Origin of the sequence: Burkholderia sp. MSHR3999 (assembly GCF_000833595.1) — a bacterium.
Classification (GTDB): domain Bacteria; phylum Pseudomonadota; class Gammaproteobacteria; order Burkholderiales; family Burkholderiaceae; genus Burkholderia; species Burkholderia ubonensis.
In genome coordinates this window covers 2140593-2165649 of sequence record NZ_JRFO01000001.1, presented here as the reverse complement: position 1 = coordinate 2165649, position 25057 = coordinate 2140593, and the positions used below count along the sequence as shown (strand labels likewise).

22 protein-coding genes and 1 pseudogene are annotated in these 25057 nt (G+C 66.7%); 17 read left to right on the top strand and 6 right to left on the bottom strand.

The genetic code is table 11. From position 1 onward, the window contains the following. Positions 1-120: 120 nt before the first annotated feature. The 4 genes and pseudogenes from aceE to lpdA all read left to right on the top strand — a co-directional run bounded on the left by aceE (position 121) and on the right by lpdA (position 6568). Positions 121-2817, top strand: coding sequence for a pyruvate dehydrogenase (acetyl-transferring), homodimeric type (gene aceE / locus KY49_RS10045; protein ID WP_042584380.1), 2697 nt, complete (start codon positions 121-123; stop codon positions 2815-2817). 70 nt (positions 2818-2887) lie between these two features. Beyond that, entirely contained in the window at positions 2888-4525 is a 1638-nt protein-coding gene (gene aceF, locus KY49_RS10040; protein WP_042584379.1) for a dihydrolipoyllysine-residue acetyltransferase, read from the top strand. 73 nt (positions 4526-4598) lie between these two features. Continuing rightward, positions 4599-4685: pseudogene (locus tag KY49_RS39125) on the top strand (ion transporter); the annotation flags it as partial. Positions 4686-4801: 116 nt separating this feature from the next. After that, a complete protein-coding gene (gene lpdA / locus KY49_RS10035; protein ID WP_042584378.1) occupies positions 4802-6568 on the top strand; it encodes a dihydrolipoyl dehydrogenase in 1767 nt (588 codons plus the stop codon). Positions 6569-6819: 251 nt separating this feature from the next. On the opposite strand, the gene KY49_RS10030 is transcribed toward lpdA, so the two are convergent. Next, complete coding sequence (locus KY49_RS10030) at positions 6820-7386, bottom strand: phasin family protein (protein ID WP_042584655.1); 567 nt, start codon at positions 7384-7386, stop codon at positions 6820-6822. A gap of 655 nt (positions 7387-8041) precedes the next feature. Here KY49_RS10030 and pbpG point away from each other — a divergent pair. Beyond that, a complete protein-coding gene (gene pbpG / locus KY49_RS10025) occupies positions 8042-9172 on the top strand; it encodes a D-alanyl-D-alanine endopeptidase (protein WP_042584377.1) in 1131 nt (376 codons plus the stop codon). Positions 9173-9242: 70 nt separating this feature from the next. Here the strand turns inward: pbpG and KY49_RS10020 are convergent, their stop codons facing one another. Next, positions 9243-10052 carry an IclR family transcriptional regulator gene (locus KY49_RS10020; RefSeq protein ID WP_010091944.1) on the bottom strand — a complete coding sequence of 270 codons (810 nt, stop codon included), beginning with the start codon at positions 10050-10052 and terminating at the stop codon, positions 9243-9245. A gap of 181 nt (positions 10053-10233) precedes the next feature. Between KY49_RS10020 and KY49_RS10015 the strand changes: the two genes are divergently transcribed. The 12 genes from KY49_RS10015 (at position 10234) to iscX (ending at position 19372) form a co-directional block, all read left to right on the top strand. After that, positions 10234-10956 (top strand): (Fe-S)-binding protein, encoded by a 723-nt coding sequence (locus tag KY49_RS10015; RefSeq protein WP_042584376.1) that lies wholly within the window; start codon positions 10234-10236, stop codon positions 10954-10956. 36 nt (positions 10957-10992) lie between these two features. Next, entirely contained in the window at positions 10993-12405 is a 1413-nt protein-coding gene (locus KY49_RS10010) for a lactate utilization protein B (RefSeq protein WP_042584375.1), read from the top strand. A gap of 137 nt (positions 12406-12542) precedes the next feature. Beyond that, the gene (locus KY49_RS10005) at positions 12543-12770 is read left to right on the top strand and encodes a hypothetical protein (protein ID WP_042584374.1); all 228 of its coding nucleotides are present in this window, start codon (positions 12543-12545) and stop codon (positions 12768-12770) included. Between the two features lie 101 nt (positions 12771-12871). Then, the gene (locus KY49_RS10000) at positions 12872-13354 is read left to right on the top strand and encodes a low molecular weight protein-tyrosine-phosphatase (RefSeq protein ID WP_042584373.1); all 483 of its coding nucleotides are present in this window, start codon (positions 12872-12874) and stop codon (positions 13352-13354) included. Positions 13355-13476: 122 nt separating this feature from the next. Next, on the top strand, positions 13477-14016 hold the full coding sequence (gene iscR, locus KY49_RS09995) for a Fe-S cluster assembly transcriptional regulator IscR (RefSeq protein WP_042584372.1): 540 nt from the start codon (positions 13477-13479) through the stop codon (positions 14014-14016). Between the two features lie 65 nt (positions 14017-14081). Then, on the top strand, positions 14082-15305 hold the full coding sequence (locus KY49_RS09990) for an IscS subfamily cysteine desulfurase (protein WP_010091951.1): 1224 nt from the start codon (positions 14082-14084) through the stop codon (positions 15303-15305). A gap of 68 nt (positions 15306-15373) precedes the next feature. Then, complete coding sequence (iscU, locus tag KY49_RS09985) at positions 15374-15781, top strand: Fe-S cluster assembly scaffold IscU (protein ID WP_010091952.1); 408 nt, start codon at positions 15374-15376, stop codon at positions 15779-15781. A gap of 63 nt (positions 15782-15844) precedes the next feature. After that, positions 15845-16168 carry an iron-sulfur cluster assembly protein IscA gene (gene iscA / locus KY49_RS09980; RefSeq protein WP_010091953.1) on the top strand — a complete coding sequence of 108 codons (324 nt, stop codon included), beginning with the start codon at positions 15845-15847 and terminating at the stop codon, positions 16166-16168. Positions 16169-16263: 95 nt separating this feature from the next. Further along, entirely contained in the window at positions 16264-16791 is a 528-nt protein-coding gene (gene hscB, locus KY49_RS09975; protein ID WP_042584654.1) for a Fe-S protein assembly co-chaperone HscB, read from the top strand. A 54-nt stretch (positions 16792-16845) separates the two neighbouring features. Next, positions 16846-18714: a Fe-S protein assembly chaperone HscA gene (gene hscA, locus KY49_RS09970; protein WP_042584371.1), complete on the top strand. Its 1869-nt coding sequence runs from the start codon at positions 16846-16848 to the stop codon at positions 18712-18714. Between the two features lie 87 nt (positions 18715-18801). Next, entirely contained in the window at positions 18802-19143 is a 342-nt protein-coding gene (gene fdx, locus KY49_RS09965) for an ISC system 2Fe-2S type ferredoxin (RefSeq protein ID WP_010091956.1), read from the top strand. 19 nt (positions 19144-19162) lie between these two features. After that, positions 19163-19372: a Fe-S cluster assembly protein IscX gene (iscX, locus tag KY49_RS09960; RefSeq protein WP_010091957.1), complete on the top strand. Its 210-nt coding sequence runs from the start codon at positions 19163-19165 to the stop codon at positions 19370-19372. Positions 19373-19498: 126 nt separating this feature from the next. Here the strand turns inward: iscX and KY49_RS09955 are convergent, their stop codons facing one another. From KY49_RS09955 to recJ, 4 genes are all read right to left on the bottom strand, one after another. Further along, complete coding sequence (locus KY49_RS09955; protein WP_042584370.1) at positions 19499-20242, bottom strand: glycine zipper 2TM domain-containing protein; 744 nt, start codon at positions 20240-20242, stop codon at positions 19499-19501. 255 nt (positions 20243-20497) lie between these two features. Beyond that, positions 20498-22024, bottom strand: coding sequence for a lysine--tRNA ligase (gene lysS / locus KY49_RS09950; protein ID WP_010091959.1), 1527 nt, complete (start codon positions 22022-22024; stop codon positions 20498-20500). An 83-nt stretch (positions 22025-22107) separates the two neighbouring features. Continuing rightward, positions 22108-23212 (bottom strand): peptide chain release factor 2 gene (gene prfB / locus KY49_RS37035; protein ID WP_096059334.1). Its coding sequence is split into 2 segments (ribosomal slippage): positions 22108-23130 and positions 23132-23212, totalling 1104 coding nucleotides; the frame shifts between segments, so codons are not numbered across the junction. Positions 23213-23358: 146 nt separating this feature from the next. After that, positions 23359-25056, bottom strand: a complete 1698-nt coding sequence (gene recJ, locus KY49_RS09930) for a single-stranded-DNA-specific exonuclease RecJ (protein WP_042584369.1) — start codon at positions 25054-25056, stop codon at positions 23359-23361. Position 25057 lies beyond the last annotated feature (1 nt).

Below are 25057 nucleotides of genomic sequence, written 5' to 3'. Positions count from 1 at the left end.
AAATTTTGTTGCGCGCGGCCGTACGGGCTCATTACAATCCGCTGGAGCTTGCCCGCAGCCGGTCGCGCCGCGTCGTCTGCACGAAGAGCGATCCTCACATTTCCGGACCAGGAGACGAGAATGTCCGCTGTACCTAACGAAGTGATGAAGTATGTCGCCGCCGAGCGTGACGACGATCCGCAGGAAACCGTTGAATGGCTCGAGGCGCTCGACGGTGTGATCTCCTCCGTCGGCACCGGTCGTGCGCACTACCTGATCGAGAAGCAGATCGAGTTCGCGCGCACGCGCGGCGAGCATCTGCCGTTCTCCGCGAACACCCCGTACATCAACACGATTCCGGTCGAAGCCCAGGCGAAGATTCCCGGCGACCAGGAAATCGAGCACAAGATCCGCTCGTACACGCGCTGGAACGCGCTGGCCATGGTGCTGCGCGCGGGCAAGGACACCAACGTCGGCGGCCACATCGCATCGTTCGCATCGGCCGCGACGCTCTATGACGTCGGCTACAACCACTTCTGGCATGCGCCGTCCGATCAGCACGGCGGCGATCTCGTGTTCGTGCAGGGCCACTCGTCGCCGGGCGTGTATTCGCGCGCGTTCCTGCTCGGCCGCCTGTCCGAAGACCAGCTCGACAACTTCCGCCAGGAAGTCGGCGGCAACGGCATCTCGTCGTACCCGCACCCGTGGCTGATGCCGGATTTCTGGCAGTTCCCGACCGTGTCGATGGGCCTCGGCCCGATCATGGCGATCTACCAGGCGCGCTTCATGAAGTACATCGAAGCGCGCGGCATCGCGAAGACGCAAGGCCGCAAGGTCTGGGCGTTCCTCGGCGACGGCGAGACCGACGAGCCGGAATCGCTCGGCGCGATCGGCATGGCGAGCCGCGAGAAGCTCGACAACCTCGTGTTCGTGATCAACTGCAACCTGCAGCGTCTCGACGGCCCGGTGCGCGGCAACGGCAAGATCATCCAGGAACTGGAATCGGAATTCCGCGGCGCCGGCTGGAACGTGATCAAGGTGATCTGGGGCAGCCGCTGGGATGCGCTGTTCGCGCGCGACAAGACGGGCGCGCTGATGCGCCGCATGATGGAAGTCGTCGACGGCGAGTACCAGACGTACAAGTCGGAATCGGGCGCGTTCGTCCGCGAGCACTTCTTCAATTCGCCGGAACTGAAGGCGCTCGTCGCCGACTGGTCCGACGACGACATCTGGGCGCTGAACCGCGGCGGCCACGATCCGCACAAGATCTACGCGGCGTTCCACGAAGCCAGCAACACGAAGGGCGCGCCGACCGTCATCCTCGCGAAGACCATCAAGGGCTACGGGATGGGCGAGTCCGGTCAGGCGATGAACATCACGCACCAGCAGAAGAAGCTGCCGGTCGAGCAACTGAAGAAGTTCCGCGACCAGTTCCGCCTGCCGATCACGGACGAGCAGATCGCCGACGTGCCGTACATCAAGTTCGAGGAAGGCTCGAAGGAACTCGAGTACATGCGCAAGCAGCGCATGGACCTCGGCGGCTACCTGCCGCAGCGCCGCCAGAAGGCGACGTCGCTGCCGGTGCCGGCGCTCGACGCGTTCGAGCCGCTGCTGAAGGGCACCGGTGAAGGCCGCGAGATCTCGACGACGATGGCGTTCGTGCGGATCCTGAACATCCTGCTGAAGGACAAGGCGCTCGGCAAGCGCGTCGTGCCGATCGTCCCGGACGAGTCGCGCACGTTCGGCATGGAAGGTCTGTTCCGCCAGATCGGCATCTGGAACCAGGAAGGCCAGAAGTACGTGCCGGAAGATTCCGATCAGCTGATGTTCTACAAGGAATCGGAAACCGGCCAGATCCTGCAGGAAGGCATCAACGAAGCGGGCGGCATGTGCGACTGGATCGCGGCGGCGACGTCGTACTCGACGCACGGCGAGATCATGGTGCCGTTCTACATCTTCTACTCGATGTTCGGCTTCCAGCGGATCGGCGATCTGGCATGGGCGGCGGGCGACATGCGCTCGCGCGGCTTCCTGCTCGGCGGCACCGCGGGCCGCACGACGCTGAACGGCGAAGGCCTGCAGCACGAAGACGGCCACTCGCTGCTGTGGGCGGCGTCGGTGCCGAACTGCGTGAGCTACGACCCGACCTTCGGCTACGAGCTCGCGGTGATCATCCAGGACGGCCTGCGCCGCATGGTGCAGGACCAGGAAGACGTGTACTACTACATCACGGTGATGAACGAGAACTACGAGCACCCGGCGATTCCGCAGGGCGAGCACGTGGCGGCCGACATCATCAAGGGCATGTACGCGTTCAGGAAGGCCGACGCCGGCAAGAAGGCGCCGCGCGTGCAACTGCTCGGCGCGGGCACGATCTTCAACGAAGTGATCGCCGCCGCCGACCTGCTGGAGAAGGACTGGGGCGTCGCCGCCGACCTGTGGAGCGTGCCGAGCTTCACCGAGCTCGCGCGCGAAGGCCATGAAGTCGAGCGCTGGAACCTGCTGCATCCGACCGACGAGCGCCGCCTGTCGCACGTGCAGAAGTGCCTGAAGGACACGCAGGGCCCGGTCATCGCGTCGACCGACTACGTGCGCGCGCTGGTCGACCAGATCCGCGGCCAGATCGATCGCCGCTTCGTCGTGCTGGGCACCGACGGCTACGGCCGCTCGGACACCCGCGCGAACCTGCGTCACTTCTTCGAAGTCGACCGCTACTGGGTCACGGTCGCGGCGCTCAACGCGCTCGCGGACGAAGGCACGATCGACCGCAAGGTCGTCGCCGATGCGATCGCGAAGTACAACCTCGATCCGTCGAAGCCCAACCCGATGACCGTTTAACGCACACGCGCCGTGTGATGCCGCGCGCCGCTTCCGGGAGGGGCGCGCGCGGCTCTGGAGACACAAAAAGATGAGTCAAGCGATCGAAGTGAAGGTGCCGGATATCGGCGATTACAAGGATGTGCCCGTCATCGAGGTGCTCGTGAAGGCGGGCGACACGGTCGAGCCCGAGCAGTCGCTCGTCACGCTCGAATCGGACAAGGCGACGATGGACGTGCCGAGCCCGTCGGCCGGCACGGTCAAGGAAGTGAAGGTGAAGGTGGGTGATGCGGTGTCGGAAGGCTCGCTGATCATCCTGCTCGAAGGCGGCGCCGCCGCGCAGCCGAACGGCGCGGCCGCGCCCGCCGCGGCCCCGGCGGCGGCAGCGCCCGCTCCGGCGCCGGCAGCCGCGCCGGCCGCAGCCGGCGGCGTGCTCGAAGTGAAGGTGCCGGACATCGGCGACTACAAGGACGTGCCGGTGATCGAGATCGGCGTGAAGGTCGGCGACACGGTCGAGAAGGAACAGTCGCTCGTCACGCTCGAGTCCGACAAGGCGACGATGGACGTGCCGAGCCCGGCCGCCGGCGTCGTGAAGGACATCAAGGTGAAGGTCGGCGACGCGGTGTCGGAAGGCACGCTGATCGTGCTGCTCGAGGCCGCCGGTGCGCCGGCCGCCGCAGCGGCGCCGCAGGCGAGCGCGCCGGCGGCCGCAGCCGCTCCGGCCCCGGCCGCAGCGGCGCCCGCGCCGAAGGCTGCGCCGGCACCGGCTGCGGCACCCGCACCGGCCGCCGCGCCGGCTGGCGAATACCGCGCCAGCCACGCGTCGCCGTCGGTGCGCAAGTTCGCGCGCGAGCTCGGCGTCGACGTGGCGCGCGTGCAGGGCAGTGGTCCGAAGGCCCGCATCACGAAGGAAGACGTCACGAACTTCGTGAAGGGCGTGATGACCGGCCAGCGCGCGGCGCCGGTTGCAGCGGCCGCGCCGGCAGGCGGCGGCGAGCTGAACCTGCTGCCGTGGCCGAAGGTCGACTTCGCGAAGTTCGGCCCGTTCGAGGCGAAGCCGCTGTCGCGCATCAAGAAGATCTCGGGCGCGAACCTGCATCGCAACTGGGTGATGATCCCGCACGTCACGAACAACGACGAAGCGGACATCACCGACCTCGAAGCGCTGCGCGTGCAGCTGAACAAGGAGCACGAGAAGGCGGGCGTGAAGTTCACGATGCTCGCGTTCGTGATCAAGGCGGTCGTCGCCGCGCTGAAGAAGTTCCCGACCTTCAATGCGAGCCTCGACGGCGACAACCTCGTGTTCAAGCAGTACTACCACATCGGTTTTGCCGCGGACACGCCGAACGGCCTCGTCGTGCCGGTGATCCGCGATGCGGACAAGAAGGGCCTCGTCGAGATCGCGAAGGAAATGGCCGAGCTGTCGAAGGCCGCGCGCGAAGGCAAGCTGAAGCCGGACCAGATGCAGGGCGGCTGCTTCTCGATCTCGTCGCTCGGCGGGATCGGCGGCACCCACTTCACGCCGATCATCAACGCGCCGGAAGTGGCGATCCTCGGTTTGTCGCGCGGCCAGATGAAGCCGGTGTGGGACGGCAAGCAGTTCGTGCCGCGTCTCACGCTGCCGCTGTCGCTGTCGTACGACCATCGCGTGATCGACGGCGCGGAAGCCGCGCGGTTCAATGCGTATCTCGGCGCGCTCCTGGGCGACTTCCGTCGAGTGATTCTTTGATGAGCGTGGGCGTTTCTCGCGGGGGCGTGGGTTTTCTGTCGGTTATCCGCGCCTCGTCGTTGAACTTGCTTTCATGACGGTCTGCATGCGTCGCCCCTGCGCGGGGCGGCGGTCACTTTTCTTTGTCTTGCCAAAGAAAAGTAACCAAAAGAAAGGCGCGTCCTTGGGCGGACGGCAAAGGTGGTCCTGCCCATGCCCCCGTTCTCCAGTCAGGCCGTAGTTCACTCGCGAGTTTCTCCCTCTCTCTGTCTGCAGTTAATCAAGAAGGGGACAGTAATGAGTCTCATCGAAGTCAAGGTTCCGGATATCGGCGATTTCAGCGGCGTCGATGTCATCGAAGTCAACATCAAGCCGGGCGACGTGATCGAAAAGGAGCAGACGCTCCTCACGCTCGAATCCGACAAGGCGTCCATGGAAGTGCCGAGCGACGTCGCCGGCACCGTCAAGGAAATCAAGGTCAAGGCCGGCGACAAGGTCTCGCAAGGCACCGTGATCGCGCTCGTCGAAGCGGCAGCCGCAGCCGCAGCCGCGGCGCCCGCGAAGGCCGCCGAGCCGGCCAAGCCCGCAGCGCCGGCCGCGCCCGCAGCCGCTCCGGCGGCCGCGCCGCAGGCAGGCAGCTATGCCGGCGCCGCCGACATCGAGTGCGACATGCTCGTGCTCGGCGCCGGCCCCGGTGGCTACTCGGCCGCGTTCCGCGCGGCCGATCTCGGCATGAAGACCGTGCTCGTCGAGCGCTATTCGACGCTCGGCGGCGTGTGCCTGAACGTCGGCTGCATTCCGTCGAAAGCGCTGCTGCACACCGCGCTCGTGATCGACGAAGCGGAAGCGCTCGCGTCGCACGGCATCTCGTTCGGCAAGCCGGAAATCGACCTCGACAAGCTGCGCGACTTCAAGTCCGGCGTCGTGAAGAAACTGACGACGGGCCTCGCCGGCATGGCGAAGGCGCGCAAGGTCGAGGTCGTGACGGGCGTCGGCGCGTTCGTCGATCCGTATCACATGGAAGTGCAGGGCGACGGCGGCAAGAAGGTCGTGAAGTTCAAGCAGGCGATCATCGCGGCCGGCTCGGAGTCGGTGAAGCTGCCGTTCCTGCCGGATGATCCGCGCATCGTCGATTCGACCGGCGCGCTCGAGCTGCGCCAGCAGCCGAAGCGGATGCTCGTGATCGGCGGCGGCATCATCGGCCTCGAAATGGCCACCGTCTACGCGACGCTCGGCGCCGAGATCGACGTCGTCGAAATGCTTGACAACCTGATGAACGGCGCGGACCGCGACCTCGTCAAGGTCTGGGAAAAGTACAACGCGAAGCGCTTCGGCAACGTGATGCTGAAGACCAAGACGGTTGGCGCGGAAGCGAAGGAAGACGGCATCTACGTGAAGTTCGAGGGCGAAAAGGCGCCGGCCGAGCCGCAGCGCTACGACCTCGTGCTGGTCGCAGTCGGCCGCAGCCCGAACGGCAAGAAGATCGGCGCCGACAAGGCGGGCGTCGCCGTCACGGATCGCGGCTTCATCGACGTCGACAAGCAGATGCGCACCAACGTGCCGCACATCTTCGCGATCGGCGACGTCGTCGGTCAGCCGATGCTCGCGCACAAGGCCGTGCACGAAGGCCACGTCGCGGCGGAAGCGGCGCACGGCGAGAAGGCCTACTTCGATGCGCTGCAGATCCCGTCGGTCGCGTACACCGATCCGGAAGTGGCGTGGGCCGGCAAGACGGAAGAGCAGTGCAAGGCCGAGGGCATCAAGTACGGCAAGGCGGTGTTCCCGTGGGCCGCGTCGGGCCGCGCGATCGCGAACGGCCGCGACGAAGGCTTCACGAAGCTGATCTTCGACGAGGAAACCCATCGCGTGATCGGCGGCGGCATCGTCGGCCTGAACGCGGGCGACCTGATCAGCGAAGTGTGCCTGGCCGTCGAGATGGGCGCGGACGCGGAAGACATCGGCAAGACGATCCACCCGCACCCGACGCTCGGCGAATCGATCGGCATGGCGGCCGAGCTGTACGAAGGCGTCTGCACGGACTTGCCGCCGCAGCGCAAGAAGTAACGCCTCGCTGCAATGCCGCCGGCGCCATCGCGCGCCGGCACCGCAAAACGGCGCTTCCCGCAAATCGGGGAAGCGCCGTTTTTTTGCGTTTGTTCGGTCGGGGGGGCGGGGCGGCGCTGTCCGGATGATCGGCAAGGACCGGATGCAGCGGAGCCGACAGGACCGTCGAGCTCCCGCAGCCGCGTCGGTCGCGCCCCAAAAAAGAAAAGCCGCGCTGGGCGCGGCCTTTCCGGAGCGACGGAAGCGCTGGCTTACGCAGCCGGCTTGGTTGCGCGGCGCGATGCAGCGGCGCTGGCAGCCTTCGTTGCAACGGCGGCGGCGGCGTTGAAGTTCGTTTCGGCGATCTCGACCGCTTGCTTCGCAGCCTTCTGCACGGTTTCGTACGTCGTGCTCGCGGCGTTCAGCGCCGACTTCAGCGCGGCGACGGCCGTTTCCGAACCGGCCGGCGCGTTCTTCGCGACGTTGTCGACGAGTGCCTGGACCTTCTTGTTCTGCTCTTCATACTGCGCTTCCGCGACCTTCGCGAATTCAGCCTGCGTGGCCGACGCGATTTCATACACGTGGCGGCCGTATGCCAGCACCTTTTCCGCGACCGGCTGCGTGAGGCTCGCCTGCAGCGCGATCAGTTCCTGTGCATCCTTCACCGACAGCAGGCGCTGCGCGTTTTCCTGCGTCTCGGCGAGCGTCGACTTCACGACTTGCACGTTCAGTTCGATCAGCTTCTCGATGCCTTCGAACGCCGTCGTGGTCAGACCGAACAGGCTTTCGAGGTTGGCTTTCTGTGCGGCAGCGATTTGCTCGGGGGTCAGCAAAGACATGTCAAGCTCCTGAAAGGCGATCGCGACGATCGCAAGGATAAAGGGCACTACGAAGGGGAACCACGGATGCGCGTGCTTTGTGCAACGCAGCAATGGAACCTATTTTAGGGCAGAAGAAGCCAATGTCAAGCACTTTTTGTGCGTCGCACAATCGCGACAATTTATCGACAAAACAACGAGTTATCGTCGCGCTAAGGAAACGGTTCCACGCGCTTTCCCACATGGTGCGCACGCACCGCGCGCACGTCGGCCGCACCAGGATCGCGCGCAGGTAAACCTGACAGGGGGGTGGAACGTTGTGCTCTTGTTCTTGTCGAAAAGCGCGCCGTTTCGTGCGGCTCGGGGCGAAGTGCCTTCGCCAGGGCCCGACACGCGCGCAGTTTGGCGCTCCGAGCGCCGGATACGTAGTTTCCCCGCTTTAAATCGCTCCAAAAGTGACGTTATCTCAATTAACCGAGGGGTAATCGGGATACGAGCACTGTGGGGCTGTGCACCCGTCATGATTTTTTTTGATGGGGGCGGGGGCGTCGATCGATCGAAGCTTCAACGACGCTTACAATCCGGTTTAAAGACGATCGGTAAGTGCCTAATATTGCTTATTTTTTCAGCCTTAACTACACTTGCGGAAACCTCCCGCCGCTTTGTCCAGACCCCAATGAAAGCCGAATCGTTTTCACCGCGCAGAATGTTGCAGAGCATGGCGCTCGGCACGGCGGTGTCGGTTGCCGTCGCCTTGCTGGCGGCCACTGCCACCATGACGCCTGCTGACGCTTTTGCCGCCACTGCGAAGACCCACCAAGCCGCCAAGAAGAAAGCGACTGCTTCGTCCGCGAAGAAGTCGGTGAAATCGGCGTCCGCCGACGACGCGCCGCGCGCGAAATCGGCACGCAAGCGCGCGACGCTTGCCGCGAACGTGCGCCACCACGGCGCGGTGCGCCGGGTTGCGTTCCAGCCGCGCCAGCCGTCCGTCGGCCAGGCGTTCGGGCTGCACGACACGCCCGATGCGCTCGCGCTGCGCTCGAGCGTCGCATACGTCGTCGACCAGAACAGTGGGGAGCCGCTGTTCGACAAGAATTCGCATGCGGTCGTGCCGATCGCGTCGATCACGAAGCTGATGACGGCGATGGTCGTGCTCGACTCGAAGCTGCCGCTGACCGACCAGATCGAAGTCACCGACGAGGATCGCGACTACGAGAAGGGCACCGGCTCGCGCCTGTCGGTCGGCTCGGTGCTGTCGCGCGAAGACATGCTGCACATCGCGCTGATGGCGTCCGAGAACCGCGCCGCGGCGTCGATGTCGCGCTACTACCCGGGCGGCCGTCCGGCGTTCGTCGCCGCGATGAACGCAAAGGCGAAGGCGCTCGGCATGGCCGATACGCACTTCGAGAATGCAACCGGGCTGTCGAGCCAGAACGTGTCGAGCGCGCGCGACCTCGTGAAGATGGTCAACGCGGCGTACCAGTATCCGCTGATCCGCAAGTTCTCGACCGATCGCAGCTACGAGGTGAATACGGGCAAGCGGAACCTGGCCTACAACAGCACGAACGCGCTGATTCGCGGCAACAACTCGTGGGACATCGGCCTGCAGAAGACCGGGTTCATCAACGAGGCCGGCGAGTGCCTCGTGATGCAGGCGACGATTCACGACCGACCGATGGTGATCGTGCTGCTGGATTCGTTCGGCAAGTATTCGCGCTTCGCCGATGCGGCGCGGCTGCGCAACTGGCTCGACGCCGGCGGCGGCGAGCGCCTGACGGCGGCCAACGCGTCGAACGGCGGGACCTGATAAGCCGCAGCCAGCAAAAAGCCCCGCGTCGCGGGGCTTTTTTTCGTCCAATGAATCGCGCGGCGGCGGTTCAGGCTTGCCGCTGCAGGCCGTCCAGTTCCTTCGCGTTTTCCGGCCGGTAGCCGAGCGATTCCGAGATGGTCAGCGCGGTGCGGCTCAACTGGCCGAGCCATGCGTCCTGCAGGCGATCGGCCGGCGCCGACAGCGACAGGCCCGCGACCAGCTTGCCCGAGTCGTCGTAGATGCCCGCCGCGATGCAGCGCACGCCCAGCTCCAGTTCCTCGTTGTCGCGCGCACATGATTGCTGGCGGACGATCGTCAGCTCACGCTCGAGCTTCGCGATGTCGGTGATGCTGTTCTGCGTGTGGCCGGCGAGCCCCGTGCGCGTCGCATACGCGCGCACCCGCGACGTTTCGTCGGCCGCGAGGAACAGCTTGCCGACCGACGTCAGGTGCAGCGGCGCGCGCCCGCCGATCGCGCGCACGACCTGCATCCCGGAGCGCTCCGAATAGGCCCGCTCGATGTAGACGATCTCGTCGCCTTGCCGCACCGACAGGTTGACCGTCTGCCCGGTGAGGCGGTGCAGCTCGCGCATCGGCATCAGCGCCGCGTCGCGCACCGACAGGCGCGCCTTCACGAGGTTGCCGAGCTCGAGCAGCCGCATCCCGAGACGGTACGTGCCCGGATCGGAGCGGTCGACCAGGCGGCAGGTCACCATGTCGTTGAGGATGCGGTGCGCGGTCGACGGATGCAGCTCGGTGCGCTGCGCCAGTTCTTTCAGGCTGACGGGGTCGCTGTGCGCGGCGAGCGCGTCCAGCAGCCGCATCATGCGTTCGATCACCTGGATCGACGTTTTGGAATCCGGGGTCGGGTTGGTCATGTTGGGGAATCGGTTGCTGCGTCATGCGCTGTTGCGCCGATTGTATCTCGTATCGTGAAAAAAGCGAACGGCGTTCGAGGAAGTCCTCGCATCGGTTCATGGCGCCCGCGCCGCGCGCGGCGGCGTTGGTCCTGCCGGGCAAACGGCGGATAATGAGAGCCGTTTTCTCGAAGGAGCGCCTATGCGAGTCGGTTTGTTCGTGACCTGTCTGGTCGATCTGATGCGTCCCGAAATCGGTTTTTCCGCGCTCAAGCTGATTCGCGACGCGGGCTTCGAAGTGATCGTGCCGCCCGCACAAACCTGCTGCGGCCAGCCGGCCTACAACTCCGGCGACCGCGCGCTCGCGCGCGATCTCGCCGAGAAGACGCTGCGCGAGTTCGAGCAGTTCGACTACGTCGTCGCGCCGTCGGGCTCGTGCGGCGGGATGATCCGTACGCACTACGGCGACCTGTTCCGCGACGATCCCGAATTGATGGGCCGCTATTCCCGATTCCAGCAGAAGGTCTATGAACTGACCGACTTCCTCGTGAACGTCGCGAAGGTCACGCTCGAGCGCGGCGAATTCGCGGGGCCGGTCACGTACCACGATTCGTGCTCGGGGCTGCGCGAGCTCGGCGTGAAGGCGCAGCCGCGCGCGCTGCTCGCGCAGCGCGGCGTCGCGGTCACCGAGATGAAGGACTGCGAGCACTGCTGCGGCTTCGGCGGCACGTTCGCGGTCAAGTACGGCGACATCTCGGCGGCGATCGCGGACGAGAAATGCGCGAACGTGCGCGCATCGGGCGCGGGCGCCGTCGTGCTCGGCGATCTCGGCTGCATGCTGAACATCGAAGGGCGGTTGCGCCGCACGGGCGACCGCGACACGCGCGTGCTGCACATCGCGCAGGTGCTGGCGGGCGACGTCTGACGCCCGGGTCCGCTCACTTTCTCCCCCGATACCGCGATGCAAGTCCAATCGATGCATTTCAAGGCGCGCGCCGGCCAGAAGCTGGCCGACCAGCGCCTGCAGCAGAACCTGAAGAAGCTGTCGACGAAGTTCGTGTCCGCACGGGCCGACGCGATGACGCAGATCGACTTCCCGGCGACGCGCGCGGCGCTCAAGGCGCGCCGCAATCGCGCGCTCGAGAACCTCGACGCGTGGCTCGAGGCGTTCGAGCGCGAGGCGACCCGGCGCGGCACGACGGTGCTGTTCGCGGACACGACGGCCGACGCGGCGCGCCTCGTCGCCGACATCGCGCGCCGTCACGACGTGAAGAAGGTGATCAAGACCAAGTCGATGGTGTCGGAGGAGATGCGCCTGAACGAGGTGCTCGGCCAGATGGGCGTGCAGTCGATCGAGACCGATCTCGGCGAATACATCCTGCAGATCAACGACAACGAGCCGCCGAGCCACATCATCGCGCCCGTCGTGCACAAGGACAAGGACGAGATCGCCGACCTGTTCGCGCGCACCCATCACCGCGAGCGCCTCACCGAGATTCCCGACATGACGCGCGAGGCGCGCGAGGTGCTGCGTCCGCACTTCCTGTCGGCCGACATGGGCGTGACGGGCGGCAATTTCGTGATTGCCGAGACGGGCTCGGTCGCGCTCGTCACGAACGAGGGCAACGAGGGGATGTGCACGGTGATGCCGCGCGTGCACGTCGCGGTGACCGGCATCGAGAAGGTGCTGCCGACGCTCGAGGATCTCGCGACCGCGATGCGCCTGCTGCCGCGCTCGGCGACCGGCCAGAAGACGTCGAACTACTTCTCGCTGCTGACCGGGCCGCGCGGGCCGGGCGACGAGGACGGTCCGGAGCACATGTACGTGGTGCTCGTCGACGGCGGCCGCACCGGCCTCATCGGCGGCGAGTTCCAGGAGATGCTGCGCTGCATCCGCTGCGGCGCCTGCATGAATCATTGCCCGGTGTATCAGAAAGTCGGCGGCCACACCTACGGCTGGGTCTATCCGGGGCCGATGGGGTCGGTGCTGACGCCGAGCTACGTCGGCCTCGATCGCACGCTCGACCTGCCGCAGGCGGCGACGCTGTGCGGCGAGTGCGACAGCGTCTGCCCGGTCGGGATCCCGCTGTCGCACCTGCTGCGCACGCTGCGCGAGAAGCAGGTCGAGCGCCGCCTGCGGCCGTGGCGCGAACGCGCGGCGCTGGCCGCGTGGGGCTTCGTCGCGCGCCGCCCGACGCTTTATGCGCTGACGACGAAACTCGCGGTGCGCATCCTCGAGCGGCTCGGCGGCGGGGGCGGCATGCTGCGGCGCCTGCCGATGATGGGCGGCTGGATGGAAACTCGCGACCTGCCGGTGCCGACCGGGCGCACGTTCCGCGAGCTGTACGCCGCGTCGCGCAGCCATCTCGGCTGAACGCCGCGCGACTGTTCATCCGGCGGCAACACTGAGTTCACTATTTACGTATTTATCCTGATAGATGCGGCCTATAGAATCTGGCCTGTAGTCTCCGGGAGAGGGTTCCGGGGACGTCAGGTCAAGGAGGTCGCATCATGAAAAAGACAATATCGATGTACTGGCCGTTGGCGATCGTCGTGCCGCTCGCGGCTGCCGCTTATCTGCACGCCGTCGGCGACGCGCCGTCGCGGGGGCCGCTCGCAGTGCACCAGGCATCCGCCGAGCTGGCGCGCGCCGTGTCGTTCGGGCTCGTCGACGACGTGGCGAAGCCGTTGCCCGCCGCAGCCGGCGGTGTCGTGCTCGCCGCACCCAAGGCGCTTTGACGCAGGTCGCCGTCGCGTGGCGCGACGGCGCGATTCCGGGCGCCTTTGTATAATGGCACGTTCTTCGTTTACGCGGTCCGCCGCGGCCTTCCGGTAGTGCGATGACCCGCGTTGCGATCTGTTTCGTCTGTCTCGGCAACATCTGCCGCTCCCCGACCGCCGAGGGCGTGATGCGCCATCAGGTGGAAGCCGCCGGGCTGGCGGACCGGATCGACGTCGATTCGGCCGGCACCGGCGACTGGCACGTGGGCGAGCCGCCCGACGTCCGTGCCCAGGCGGCGGCACGCACGCGCGGCTACGACCTGTCGGCGCTGCGCGCGCGCCAGGTGAGCGCAGCCGATTTCGAGCGCTTCGACCTGCTGCTGGCGATGGACGAGGCCAATCTCGCGGAATTGCGCCGGCGCTGCCCCGTGCAGCATCGCGACAAGGTGCGGCTGTTGATGGAATTCGCGTCCGGCGCGACGGCGTCCGAGGTCGCCGACCCTTATTTCGGCGGCGCGCAAGGCTTCGAGCAAGTGCTCGACCAATGTGAGGCCGCGTGCCGCGGCTTGCTGGACACCCTGCGCCAGCGCGTGCCGCGCTGACTTCGGCCGGTTTTCATTAACCGTTTCGCGAATACCCTGTCGAAGACAGGGATACTTGACTAAAATCGTCAAATATTTATACTTGACCAAAATCGTCAAGATTGCAGTCCCCTGACACCACCATGAGACTCACCACCAAAGGCCGTTTCGCCGTCACGGCGATGATTGACTTGGCACTGCGCCAGGAGCAGGGCCCGGTGACGCTTGCAGGCATCAGCCAGCGCCAGCGGATTTCGCTCTCGTACCTCGAACAGCTGTTCGGCAAGCTGCGCAGACACGAAATCGTCGAGTCCGTGCGCGGGCCGGGCGGCGGCTACAACCTCGCGCGCCGCGCGCAGGACGTCACCGTCGCCGACATCATCATTGCGGTCGACGAGCCGCTCGATGCCACGCAGTGCGGCGGCAAGGGCACGTGCGACGGCTCGAAGCAGCCCGACGGCCACTGCATGACGCACGAGCTGTGGGCGACGCTCAACCAGAAAATGGTCGAATACCTCGATTCGGTATCGCTGCAGGATCTCGTCGATCAGCAGCGCACGCGCGAAGGCGCGCCCGCGGTGCTGCGCGACCGGCGCGCGCCGGAGCCCGTCGCCGCGCCCGCCGAGCCGGTGCGCACGATGCCGCTCGGCCCGAATTCGGTGTTCAACATCGCAAGCTCGTGAGCGAGAAGCCAACCCGCCGACACCCTATAACGCATAGTCCCTGCACAGAATACCCGGAGCGACAGATGACCCAAGAGACTCTCCACCTGCCCATCTACATGGATTACAGCGCGACGACGCCGGTCGATCCGCGCGTGGTCGACAAGATGGTGCCGTACCTGCGCGAGCAGTTCGGCAACCCGGCGTCGCGCAGCCACGCATACGGCTGGGACGCGGAGCGCGCAGTCGAAGAGGCGCGCGAGCAGGTGGCCGCACTCGTGAACGCCGATCCGCGCGAGATCATCTGGACGTCCGGCGCGACCGAATCGGACAACCTCGCGATCAAGGGCGCCGCGAATTTCTACAAGGGCAAGGGCAAGCACATCGTCACGGTGAAGACCGAGCACAAGGCCGTGCTCGACACCTGCCGCGAGCTCGAGCGCGACGGCTTCGAAGTCACCTATCTGGACGTGAAGGAAGACGGCCTGGTCGACCTCGACGTGTTCAAGGCCGCGCTGCGCCCGGACACGATCCTCGTGTCGGTGATGCACGTGAACAACGAGATCGGCGTGATCCAGGACATCGAGACGATCGGCGAGATCTGCCGCGAGAAGGGCATCGTCTTCCACGTCGACGCCGCTCAGGCGACCGGCAAGGTCGAGATCGACCTCGCGAAGCTGAAGGTCGACCTGATGTCGTTCTCGGCGCACAAGACCTACGGCCCGAAGGGCATCGGCGCGCTGTACGTGCGCCGCAAGCCGCGCGTGCGCATCGAGGCGCAGATGCACGGCGGCGGCCATGAGCGCGGGATGCGCTCGGGCACGCTGCCGACGCACCAGATCGTCGGCATGGGTGAGGCGTTCCGCATCGCCCGCGAAGAAATGGCGACCGAGAACGAGCGCGTGCGCATGCTGCGCGACAAGCTGCTGCGCGGCCTGTCGCAGATCGAGGAAACGTATGTGAACGGTGACATGGAGCACCGTATCCCGCATAACCTGAACATCAGCTTCAACTTCGTCGAAGGCGAGTCGCTGATCATGGCGATCAAGGACGTCGCGGTGTCGTCGGGCTCCGCGTGCACGTCGGCGTCGCTGGAGCCGTCGTACGTGCTGCGCGCGCTCGGCCGCAACGACGAGCTCGCGCACAGCTCGATTCGCTTCACGGTCGGCCGCTTCACGACGGAGCAGGAGGTGGACTACGTGGTCAATCTGCTGAACAGCAAGATCGCGAAGCTGCGCGAACTGTCGCCGCTTTGGGAAATGCACCAGGAAGGCATCGATCTGTCGACGATCGAATGGGCCGCGCACTGAATACCGCATTGAATGCACACGCGGGCGGATTGGCGCACGCAGACGTAACGAGTCAAGGAGTCTGAGTCATGTCTTACAGCAACAAGGTTCTGGATCACTACGAAAACCCGCGTAACGTCGGCTCGTTCGCGAAGGACGACGACGCGGTCGGCACCGGCATGGTGGGCGCGCCGGCCTGCGGCGACGTGATGAAGCTGCAGATTCGCGTCGGCGCGGACGGCGTGATCGAAGACGCGAAGTTCAAGACCTACGGTTGCGGCTCGGCGATCGCGTCGAGCTCGCTCGTGACCGAATGGGTGAAGGGCAAGACGCTCGACGAGGCGCTTTCGATCAAGAACACGCAGATCGCCGAGGAACTGGCGCTGCCGCCGGTGAAGATTCACTGTTCGATCCTCGCGGAAGACGCGATCAAGGCGGCCGTGGCTGACTACAAGAAGCGTCACGACGTCAAGGAAGGCGATCAGGCAGCCGCCTGAGCGGAATCGAGCGACCAGCTGGAACGCCGCGCACCGCGATCGGCGCGCGGCGGCAAGGACATCATGGCAATTACACTGACCGAAAAAGCAGCGCAGCACGTCCAGAAGTATCTGGTCCGGCGCGGCAAGGGGCTGGGCCTGCGGCTCGGCGTTCGCACGACCGGGTGCTCGGGCCTCGCGTACAAGCTCGAGTATGTCGATGACCTTGCGCCCGAGGATCAGGTGTTCGAAAGCCATGGCGTGAAGGTCGTCGTCGATCCGAAGAGCCTTGCGTACATCGACGGCACCGAACTCGATTTCGCGCGCGAGGGCCTGAACGAAGGGTTCAAGTTCAACAACCCGAACGTGAAGGACGAGTGCGGCTGCGGCGAATCGTTCCGCGTGTGACGCGGGGTGCCGCGCGAAGCGGGCAACAGGCGGCGCGTGCCGCCTTTTTAATGCGCGGCGAATGCCCGCGCGACGAATCGGAATTGAACGCGACGATGGTCTCGCTGAAAGACAGCCACTTCGACCTGTTTCACCTGCCGGCGCAGTTCGCGCTCGATGACGCGGCGCTCGACGCCGCTTACCGGACCGTGCAGACGCAGGTGCATCCCGACCGCTTCGCGGCGGCCGGCGACGCGCAAAAGCGCATCGCGATGCAGTGGGCGACGCGGGCGAACGAGGCATACCGGACGCTGCGCGATCCGCTGAAACGCGCCACCTACCTGCTGTCGCTGCGCGGCGTGGATATCGGCGCGGAAAACAACACCGCGATGGAACCGGCATTCCTGATGCAGCAGATGGAGTGGCGCGAAGGCATCGAGGATGCCGCGGCCGCGCGCAACGTCGACGCGCTCGATGCGCTGCTCGCCGAGCTGCGCGACGAGAAGCGCGCGCGCGTCGAGCGCCTCGGCGCGCTGCTCGACAGCGGCGCCGACCAGGCCGCCGCCGAGGCGGTGCGCCAGCTGATGTTCATCGAGCGGGTCGCGTCGGAAGTGGGCGCGCAGATCGAGCGTCTCGAAACTTAACCGCGTGCCTCGCGGCACGCGCAGCAAACGGGCCGAGCGCCCGAACGAACCAAGATGGCTTTACTGCAAATTTCCGAACCGGGCATGGCGCCGGCGCCGCACCAGCGGCGGCTCGCCGTCGGGATCGATCTCGGCACGACGAATTCGCTCGTCGCGGCCGTGCGCAACAGCGTGCCCGAAGTGCTGCCGGACGAAGCGGGCCGCGTGCTGCTGCCGTCGGTGGTGCGTTACCTCGAGAAGGGCGGCCGCCGCATCGGCCACGACGCGAAGGAACAGGCCGCGACCGACCCGCGCAACACGATCGTGTCGGTCAAGCGCTTCATGGGCCGCGGCAAGGCCGAAGTCGAAGGCGCGGCGAACGCGCCGTACGAATTCGTCGACGCGCCGGGCATGGTGCAGATCCGCACCGTCGACGGCGTGAAGAGCCCGGTCGAGGTGTCGGCCGAGATTCTCGCGACGCTGCGCTATCGCGCGGAAGATACGCTCGGCGACGAGCTGGTCGGCGCGGTGATCACGGTGCCCGCGTACTTCGACGACGCGCAGCGCCAGGCGACCAAGGACGCCGCGCGTCTCGCGGGCCTGAACGTGCTGCGCCTGTTGAACGAGCCGACCGCGGCGGCGATCGCCTACGGCCTCGATAATGCCGCCGAAGGCCTGTACGCGGTCTACGACCTCGGCGGCGGCACGTTCGACCTGTCGATCCTGAAGCTGACGAAGGGCGTGTTCGAAGTGCTCGCAGCGGGCGGCGATTCGGCGCTCGGCGGCGACGATTTCGATCATGCGCTGTTCGGCCACGTGCTCGCGCAGGCCGGGATCGACGCGAACACGCTCGCGCCCGAGGACGTGCGCCTGCTGCTCGACCGCGTGCGGCTGCTCAAGGAAGCGCTGTCCGCGGCGCCGCAGGCGTCGCTCGACGTGACGCTGTCGAGCGGCGCGCACCTCGTGCAGACGGTCACGCACGATGCGTTCGCCGCGCTCGTCGAGCCGCTCGTGCAGCGCACGCTGACGCCGACCCGCAAGGCGCTGCGCGACGCGCAGGTCACGCCGGCCGACATCAAGGGCGTGGTGCTCGTCGGCGGCGCGACGCGCATGCCGGTGATCCGCGACGCGGTCGCGAAGCATTTCGGCCAGCCGCCGCTCGTGAATCTCGATCCGGATCAGGTCGTCGCGCTCGGCGCGGCGATCCAGGCCGACCTGCTCGCCGGCAATCGCGGCGGCGGCGACGACTGGCTGCTGCTCGACGTGATTCCGCTGTCGCTCGGCGTCGAGACGATGGGCGGCCTCGTCGAGAAGATCATCCCGCGCAATTCGACGATCCCGATCGCGCGCGCGCAGGAATTCACGACCTTCAAGGACGGCCAGACCGCGATGGCGATCCACGTCGTGCAGGGCGAGCGCGAGCTCGTCGCCGACTGCCGGTCGCTCGCGCGTTTCGAGCTGCGCGGCATCCCGCCGATGACGGCCGGCGCGGCGCGGATTCGCGTGACCTATCAGGTCGACGCGGACGGCCTGCTGTCGGTGTTCGCGCGCGAGCAGCATTCGGGCGTCGAGGCGTCGGTCGTCGTGAAGCCGTCGTACGGTCTCGCCGACGACGACATCGCGAAGATGCTCGAGGAAAGCTTCAAGACCGCCGAGATCGACATGCGGGCGCGCGCGTTGCGCGAGGCGCAGGTCGAGGCCGAGCGGATGATCGAGGCGACCGAAGCCGCGCTCGCGGCCGATGGCGAGCTGCTCGACGCCGCGGAGCGCGCGGAAGTCGATGCGCGCGTGGCGGCGCTGCGCACGGTTGCGCAGGGCGACGATACCGACGCGATCGAAGCGGCGATCAAGGCGCTGGCCGAAGGCACCGACGAATTCGCGGCGCGCCGGATGGACAAGAGCATCAAGCGCGCGCTGGCGGGTCGCAGGCTCGACGAGATCTGAACGAAGGACTTGCACGCCGGCCGTCGACGGCCGGCGTTATGATGAATCGTGCGGCGCAAGCTGCCGCACCTGACTGACGGAACGGACATGCCTCAACTGGTGGTGCTGCCTCACGTCGAACTGTGCCCGGAAGGCGCGGTGATCGACGCGACGCCCGGCAAGAGTATCTGCGACAACCTGCTCGACAACGGCATCGAGATCGAGCACGCATGCGAGAAGTCGTGCGCCTGCACGACGTGCCACGTGGTGATCCGCGAGGGCTTCAACGATCTGGAGCCGTCCGAGGAGGACGAGGACGACCTGCTCGACAAGGCGTGGGGCCTCGAGCCGACGTCGCGCCTGTCGTGCCAGGCGATCGTGCAGGAAGATTCGGACCTGGTGGTCGAGATTCCGAAGTACTCGATCAACCACGCGAAGGAAAATCACTGACAGGAACAGGAGGCAGGCGATGAAATGGACCGATTCGCGCGAGATCGCGATCGCGCTGGCGGACAAGCATCCGGACATCGATCCGCAGCGGATCAATTTCGTCGACCTGCGCCAGTGGGTGCTCGAACTCGACGGCTTCGACGATGACCCGAAGCATTCCGGCGAGAAGATCCTCGAAGCGATCCAGGCGCACTGGATCGACGAATCCGACTTCGACGAAGAAGACTGAGCACGGCGGGCGCCGGATGGCGCAAGCGGCTCGGGATGAAAATACGGCTCGCGAGCGATCACGAGCCGTTTTCGTTTCCGGGTCACGCTGCCCGCGCATGACACGCGGGCAGGGGGCCGAGGCCGGTTACGCGCCGACCAGCGTACCGTTCTCGATCCGCACGCGCTGGCCCTGGCCGAACGGCGGCGGGTTGTGGTACGTGAACGTGCGCGTGGTGCCGTTTTCCATCTGCACTTGCACCTGGTAGTCAGTTTCCGCGCGCACCTGCTTCTCGACCTGGTTGCCCGCGAGGCCGCCGCCGAGTGCGCCGAGCAGCGTCATCGCGGTGCGGCCGTTGCCGCGGCCGAACTGGTTGCCGAGCAGGCCGCCCGCCGCCGCGCCGCCCACTGCGCCGATACCGGTGCTTTGGCCCGGCGTGCGCATCTGGTTGATCGCGACGACCGTGCCGCAGGTCTGGCAATAGGACGAAGAAGGCTGCGCGTAGCCGCCGCCCTGCTGCGCGTACTCAGGCGGCCGCGGCGCCGTCGACGTATGGCGGCGATGGTGCGTCGGCGCCGGGCGCGGAGCCGGTTGAGGCTGGGTCTGGGCGACCGGCGCCTGCTGTTGTTGCGCGGCTTGCTCGGCCGCGAGCTGCTGCGCTTGCGCAGCGCGTGCCGCGCTGGCTGCCGCCGCCGTATCGACGGCCGGCTGCGAGGCAATCAATGCTGCCTGCGTCTGGCCGTTCTGCGCGTCGCTGCTGGTGGCCTTCGGGAACAGGCCGGTGACGGCCGCCGTCGCCGCGAGGCTCGCGATGATGACGGCGCCCGCCGCGGTCGCGACGAGCGGGTGGAGGCGTTGCTTTTGCGGCGTGGTTTGATTCTGGTTGTCCATTTTTGCTCTCCTCGCACGCAATCGTGCGTTGTTTTGCAAAAGGAGTGTCGTCCAGGCACAGGACGGCCGCCGTATCAAGTTGTAACGATTCGCTGCCGGAGTTTGCGGACGGGCGTGCACCAGACCGGGCAAAAGCCGGCGTGAGGCCGAGATAAAAGGGGGAGGGAGCGATTGCCGGCGGACGCCGGCAGGCGGGATTTACGCGCGGTTACAAAGCTGTCGCCTGCGCGCCGCAGGGCGCGCAGGCGAGGCGGGTCAGTCTTCGCGGCGCAGGTGGGGGAACAGCAGCACGTCGCGGATCGTCGGGCTGTCGGTCAGCAGCATCACGAGACGGTCGATGCCGATCCCGCAGCCGCCCGTCGGAGGCATCCCGTATTCGAGCGCGCGGATGTAGTCCGCGTCGAAGAACATCGCTTCCTCGTCGCCGGCGTCCTTCTGCTCGACCTGCTTCTTGAAACGCGCGGCCTGGTCTTCCGGATCGTTCAGCTCGGAGAAGCCGTTCGCGATTTCGCGGCCGGTCATGAACAGCTCGAAGCGCTCGGTGATGCCCGGCACCGTGTCCGACGCGCGTGCGAGCGGCGACACTTCGACCGGGTAGTCGATGATGTACGTCGGCTCCCACAGCTGCGCTTCGGCGGTTTCCTCGAACAGCGCGAGCTGCAGTGCGCCGATGCCCGCGTTCAGGAACGCCGGCTGCGTGACGTCGACGCCGAGGCGCTTCAGTTCGCTGCGCAGGAACGCGTCGTCCGACAGCTGGCCGTCGGTGTACTGCGGCGCGTACTTCTGGATCGCCTGCGTGATCGTCAGGCGGTGGAACGGCTTCGCGAGGTCGAGCTCGCGGCCCTGGTACTGGATCGTCGCGGTGCCGAGCGCATCGATCGCCGCCTGGCGGATCAGCTGCTCGGTGAAGTCCATCAGCCAGCGGTAGTCGGTGTACGCGGCGTAGAACTCCATCATCGTGAATTCCGGGTTGTGGCGCGGCGACACGCCTTCGTTCCGGAAATTGCGGTTGATTTCGAACACGCGCTCGAAACCGCCGACGATCAGGCGCTTCAGGTACAGCTCCGGCGCGATGCGCAGGAACATCTGCATGTCGAGCGCGTTGTGGTGCGTGACGAACGGCTTCGCGGCCGCGCCGCCCGGGATCGGGTGCAGCATCGGCGTCTCGACTTCCATGAAGTCGGCCGTGTCCATGAACTTGCGGATCGATGCGATCGTCTTGGTGCGCGCGCGGAACGTGTCGCGCGTTTCCGGCGTGACGATCAGGTCGACGTAGCGCTGGCGGTAGCGCATTTCCTGGTCGGCGAGACCATGGAACTTGTCCGGCAGCGGGCGCAGCGCCTTCGACAGCAGGCGCAGTTCCTTGCACTGGACCGACAGCTCGCCCTTGTTGGTGCGGAACAGCACGCCGCGCGCGGCGACGATGTCGCCGAGGTCCCACTTCTTGAACGCGTCGTAGGTTTCCGCGCCGACGTCGTTCGGCGTCACGAAGAACTGGATCTGACCCGAACCGTCCTGCACCGTCGCGAAGCTCGCCTTGCCCATCACGCGCTTGAGCATCATGCGGCCGGCGACCGCCACCTCGACCGGGTTCGCTTCGAGCGCGGCCTTGTCCGAGTCGGCGAATTTGGCCTGCAGGTCGGCCGCGTGGTGCGTCGGCTGGAAATCGTTCGGATAGGCGACGCCTTGCTCGCGCAATGCGCGCAGCTTCTCGCGGCGCTCGGCGATGATCTGGTTTTCGTCCGCCGCGACGGCGGGCTGCGTTTGGGTCGGTTCGGTCATGATGGTCGGAATTCGGGGTGGGTGCGGCAACGCAAACGGGGAGGGCAAGGGTGGCGCGACCCGGCCGGGTCGCGCCGCGGCGCTTACACGCCCTGTTTGAGGCTCGCGCTGATGAAGTCGTCGAGATCGCCGTCGAGCACAGCTTTCGTGTTGCTCATTTCGACGTTCGTGCGCAGGTCCTTCACGCGGCTCTGGTCGAGCACGTACGAGCGGATCTGGTGGCCCCAGCCCACGTCGGTCTTGCTCGACTCGAGCTTGTCCTGCTCGGCCTGGCGCTTGCGCATCTCGGCTTCGTACAGGCGCGACTTCAGCATCGCCATCGCTTCGGCGCGGTTGCGGTGCTGCGAGCGGTCGTTCTGGCACTGCACGACGATGCCGGTCGGCATGTGCGTGATCCGCACTGCCGAGTCGGTCTTGTTGATGTGCTGGCCGCCCGCGCCCGATGCGCGGTACGTGTCGATGCGCAGGTCGGCCGGGTTGACCTCGACTTCGATCGAGTCGTCGATTTCCGGATACACGAACACCGACGAGAACGACGTGTGGCGGCCGCCCGACGAGTCGAACGGCGACTTGCGCACGAGGCGGTGGATGCCCGTTTCGGTGCGCAGGAAGCCGTATGCGTATTCGCCCGAGACCTTGACCGTCGCGTTCTTGATGCCGGCGACGTCGCCGTCGGATTCTTCCAGCACCTCGGCCTTGAAGCCCTTGCGCTCGCAGTAGCGCAGGTACTGGCGCAGCAGCATCGACGCCCAGTCGCATGCCTCGGTGCCGCCGGCGCCGGCCTGGATGTCGATGAAGCAATTGTTCGGGTCGGCCGGGTTCGAGAACATCCGGCGGAACTCGATGTCGCCGACGCGCGCCTCGAGCTTCGCGGCGTCTTCTTCCGATGCGACGAGGGTGTCTTCGTCGTTTTCCTCGCGGGCCATCTCGAACAGGTCGAGCGCATCGCGCAGGTCGCTATCGAGCGCCGTCAGCGTCATGACGACGCCTTCGAGCAGCTTCTTTTCGCGGCCGAGCGCCTGGGCGTTCTTCGAGTCGTTCCAGACGTTCGGGTCTTCGAGTGCCTTGTTGACTTCGGTCAGACGCGCAGCTTTGGCGTCGTAGTCAAAGATACCCCCGAAGCTCGCCCGCGCGGTTGCGCAGGTCGAGCAGGGAGCTTTCGATCGCGTTGAGACGTTCCGCTTCCATGATCGTTTCGCTTTTCGTGCTTCGTAAAAAAGCGGAATTATAGCCGATCGGCAGGGCCTCCCGGTGACGCCGGCAGGGGGGCGCACGCTCGTCCGCGCCCCGCCGGACGAGGCGGCGCGCGGTACGGGGCGCGCTCAGGTACCCACTCAGCCGCCCGCGTGCTCGACGATCAGCTGCACGCGCGTGACGCCGTTCCACGTGTCGGCGACGAGGCGGTATGCGATGAGCGCGCTCGCCGGCAGCGGCTCCGTGCGGTTGAACCAGATCGCGTTGAAGCGCTGGCGGCCGCGCGCGAGCTGCAGCTTCAGGTGCTTGTCCTTCACGAGGGATTGCGACACGACGTCGAATTCGCCCGAAAACAGCGGGGCCGGAAAGCCCTGGCCCCAGACGGCCTCGTCGAGCAGCCCGACGAACTGTGGCGTGAAGTAGGCGTCCTCGAGCTCGCCGTCGGTCTCGATCACGCGGGCGAGCGCGTCGTCCGACAGCCATTCGCGCGCGACCGCCTCGAACGCGGCCGCGAAGCGCGGCACGTTCGCGGTGTCGAGCGTGACGCCGGCCGCCATCGCGTGGCCGCCGAACGCGACGATCAGGTCCGGCTCGCGCTTCGACACCAGGTCGAGCGCGTCGCGCAGGTGGAAGCCGGGGATCGATCGCCCGGAACCCTTGACGCGCGCGCCGTGCTCGTCCGCGTGCGCGAACGTGAACGACGGCCGGTGGAATTTTTCCTTCAGGCGTCCGGCGACGATGCCGATCACGCCCTGGTGCCATTCGGGATTGAAGAGGGTGATCGTGCACGCGTCGGCCGGATCGACGTCGGCGAGATCGGCGAGCGCCTGCTGCTGCATCCCGGCCTCGATTTCACGGCGCTCGCGGTTCATCGTGTCGAGCTGCTGCGCGAGCTCCCACGCGCGGCCGACGTCGTCGGTGATCAGGCACTCGATGCCGAGCGACATGTCGGACAGCCGGCCGGCCGCGTTCAGCCGCGGCCCGAGGCCGAAGCCGAGATCGAAGCCCGATGCGGTGCGCGCATCGCGGGCGGCCGCGCGGAACAGCGCGGCGACGCCCGGCTGCATCCGGCCGTTGCGGATGCGCTGCAGCCCCTGCGCGACCAGCACGCGGTTGTTGCCGTCGAGCCGCACGACGTCGGCGACGGTGCCGAGCGCGACGAGGTCGAGCAGGCCGTCGAGGCGCGGCTCGGCCTCCTTGCTGGCGAACGCGCCGCGGCGGCGCAGCTCGGCGCGCAGCGCGAGCAGCACGTAGAACATCACGCCGACGCCGGCGATGTGCTTGCTCGGGAACGCGCAGCCCGGCTGGTTCGGGTTGACGATCGCGCGCGCGGCGGGCAGCGCGTCGCCGGGCAGGTGGTGGTCGGTGACCAGCACGTCGATCCCGCGCGCGTTCGCGGCTTCGACGCCCGCGACGCTCGCGATGCCGTTGTCGACGGTGATCAGCAGGTCCGGCTTGCGCGCGGCCGCCAGCTCGACGATCTCGGGCGTGAGGCCGTAGCCGTACTCGAAGCGGTTCGGCACCAGATAGTCGATCTGCGCGCCGAACATCCGCAGCCCGCGCACTGCGACCGCGCAGGCGGTCGCGCCGTCGCAGTCGTAGTCGGCGACGACGAGCAGGCGCCGCTTGTCGGCGATCGCGTCGGCGAGCAGCGCGGCCGCGTCGGCGCAGCCTTTCAGCTCGGTGGGCGGCACGAGGCGTGCGAGCGCGGTCTCGATGTCGGACGGGGATTGCACGCCGCGCGAGGCGTACAGGCGCGCGAGCACCGGGTGCAGGCCGTGGCGCGCGAGCGCTTCGGCGTCGGCGGGCGCGACGGGGCGGGTAACGATACGGGTCATG

Excerpts from the sequence above, each read along its gene's own strand:
- aceE (WP_042584380.1), top strand. The coding sequence starts at position 121 with ATGTCCGCTGTACCTAACGAAGTGATGAAGTATGTCGCCGCCGAGCGT.
- aceF (WP_042584379.1), top strand. The coding sequence starts at position 2,888 with ATGAGTCAAGCGATCGAAGTGAAGGTGCCGGATATCGGCGATTACAAG.
- lpdA (WP_042584378.1), top strand. The coding sequence starts at position 4,802 with ATGAGTCTCATCGAAGTCAAGGTTCCGGATATCGGCGATTTCAGCGGC.
- KY49_RS10030 (WP_042584655.1), bottom strand. The coding sequence starts at position 7,386 with ATGTCTTTGCTGACCCCCGAGCAAATCGCTGCCGCACAGAAAGCCAAC.
- pbpG (WP_042584377.1), top strand. The coding sequence starts at position 8,042 with ATGAAAGCCGAATCGTTTTCACCGCGCAGAATGTTGCAGAGCATGGCG.
- KY49_RS10020 (WP_010091944.1), bottom strand. The coding sequence starts at position 10,052 with ATGACCAACCCGACCCCGGATTCCAAAACGTCGATCCAGGTGATCGAA.
- KY49_RS10015 (WP_042584376.1), top strand. The coding sequence starts at position 10,234 with ATGCGAGTCGGTTTGTTCGTGACCTGTCTGGTCGATCTGATGCGTCCC.
- KY49_RS10010 (WP_042584375.1), top strand. The coding sequence starts at position 10,993 with ATGCAAGTCCAATCGATGCATTTCAAGGCGCGCGCCGGCCAGAAGCTG.
- KY49_RS10005 (WP_042584374.1), top strand. The coding sequence starts at position 12,543 with ATGAAAAAGACAATATCGATGTACTGGCCGTTGGCGATCGTCGTGCCG.
- KY49_RS10000 (WP_042584373.1), top strand. The coding sequence starts at position 12,872 with ATGACCCGCGTTGCGATCTGTTTCGTCTGTCTCGGCAACATCTGCCGC.
- iscR (WP_042584372.1), top strand. The coding sequence starts at position 13,477 with ATGAGACTCACCACCAAAGGCCGTTTCGCCGTCACGGCGATGATTGAC.
- KY49_RS09990 (WP_010091951.1), top strand. The coding sequence starts at position 14,082 with ATGACCCAAGAGACTCTCCACCTGCCCATCTACATGGATTACAGCGCG.
- iscU (WP_010091952.1), top strand. The coding sequence starts at position 15,374 with ATGTCTTACAGCAACAAGGTTCTGGATCACTACGAAAACCCGCGTAAC.
- iscA (WP_010091953.1), top strand. The coding sequence starts at position 15,845 with ATGGCAATTACACTGACCGAAAAAGCAGCGCAGCACGTCCAGAAGTAT.
- hscB (WP_042584654.1), top strand. The coding sequence starts at position 16,264 with ATGGTCTCGCTGAAAGACAGCCACTTCGACCTGTTTCACCTGCCGGCG.
- hscA (WP_042584371.1), top strand. The coding sequence starts at position 16,846 with ATGGCTTTACTGCAAATTTCCGAACCGGGCATGGCGCCGGCGCCGCAC.
- fdx (WP_010091956.1), top strand. The coding sequence starts at position 18,802 with ATGCCTCAACTGGTGGTGCTGCCTCACGTCGAACTGTGCCCGGAAGGC.
- iscX (WP_010091957.1), top strand. The coding sequence starts at position 19,163 with ATGAAATGGACCGATTCGCGCGAGATCGCGATCGCGCTGGCGGACAAG.
- KY49_RS09955 (WP_042584370.1), bottom strand. The coding sequence starts at position 20,242 with ATGGACAACCAGAATCAAACCACGCCGCAAAAGCAACGCCTCCACCCG.
- lysS (WP_010091959.1), bottom strand. The coding sequence starts at position 22,024 with ATGACCGAACCGACCCAAACGCAGCCCGCCGTCGCGGCGGACGAAAAC.
- recJ (WP_042584369.1), bottom strand. The coding sequence starts at position 25,056 with ATGACCCGTATCGTTACCCGCCCCGTCGCGCCCGCCGACGCCGAAGCG.